This is a genomic window from Commensalibacter papalotli (ex Botero et al. 2024), assembly GCF_947179115.1.
Taxonomy (GTDB): domain Bacteria; phylum Pseudomonadota; class Alphaproteobacteria; order Acetobacterales; family Acetobacteraceae; genus Commensalibacter; species Commensalibacter papalotli.
In genome coordinates this window covers 1-811 of the sequence record NZ_CAMXCI010000020.1, presented here as the reverse complement: position 1 = coordinate 811, position 811 = coordinate 1, and the positions used below count along the sequence as shown (strand labels likewise).

Below are 811 nucleotides of genomic sequence, written 5' to 3'. Positions count from 1 at the left end.
ATCGGGGTTAAAATCCCAGCCCCACCTCGATGTTCGTCTGCACGTTGTGTTTCAAAATAATGAACAACCTTTGGCCTGCCCCAATCAGTTTCTTTTTCAATATAGTTCCACGTCATCGTTTTATTCAGTGCATAATAATCCGAGATATGGGCCTCTCTGAAATAATATCCAATCGGTGCGCCATATTGATCAATTTGCACCCCACCCCGACAATACATAGAATCAATATTCTGATTGGGGTTGCATAAACGATCTGGATCAATTAATTGCACAGCGGTTGCATATAAAGCCTGTTTTTTAAGGCGTTCAGGCATGTAATTTAAAACCGCAATCACATCACCATCAATTAACAGATTACGAAACCCAACCCACATCATTTGAGAAAAACTTAACCTACGTTCTGTATCACTATATCGCCCATCATCATTTGCCCATGATCGCCAATGACTATCAACAATAGAGCTCCACTCTGCTGCCCACGAGGCATCAAAAGCAAAGCCTGTTTGCACGGATAATGCACGATAGTCAGGCTTGCTGATCGGACGAAACACAGCCCCAATCGCATTATCCAACGTGCGTGTGACCGCAGCCGATGCCCACCCATCATTACGCACCAAATCGCGCACACGGCTGACGATACGGTCACGCCAAGGATTTAATTCAACATCAGGCGAGGTTAATAAAGGGTTCCAATTCCCCGTATGAATTCCCGTGTTGTCAGCGGCATCATAAGGGATATGCCCCCATCCCCCATTTAACGCCGTTGGTTTATTAACAATGGGTGATTTGCTGAGTGGTTGCCCGTATTGAT

Annotated in this window: 1 protein-coding gene; it reads right to left on the bottom strand. The window is 45.1% G+C overall.

The annotated features are described in order from the left end of the window. On the bottom strand, positions 1-811 hold an 811-nt coding region (locus QMN76_RS10875; RefSeq protein ID WP_408869474.1), incomplete at both ends, for a phage portal protein.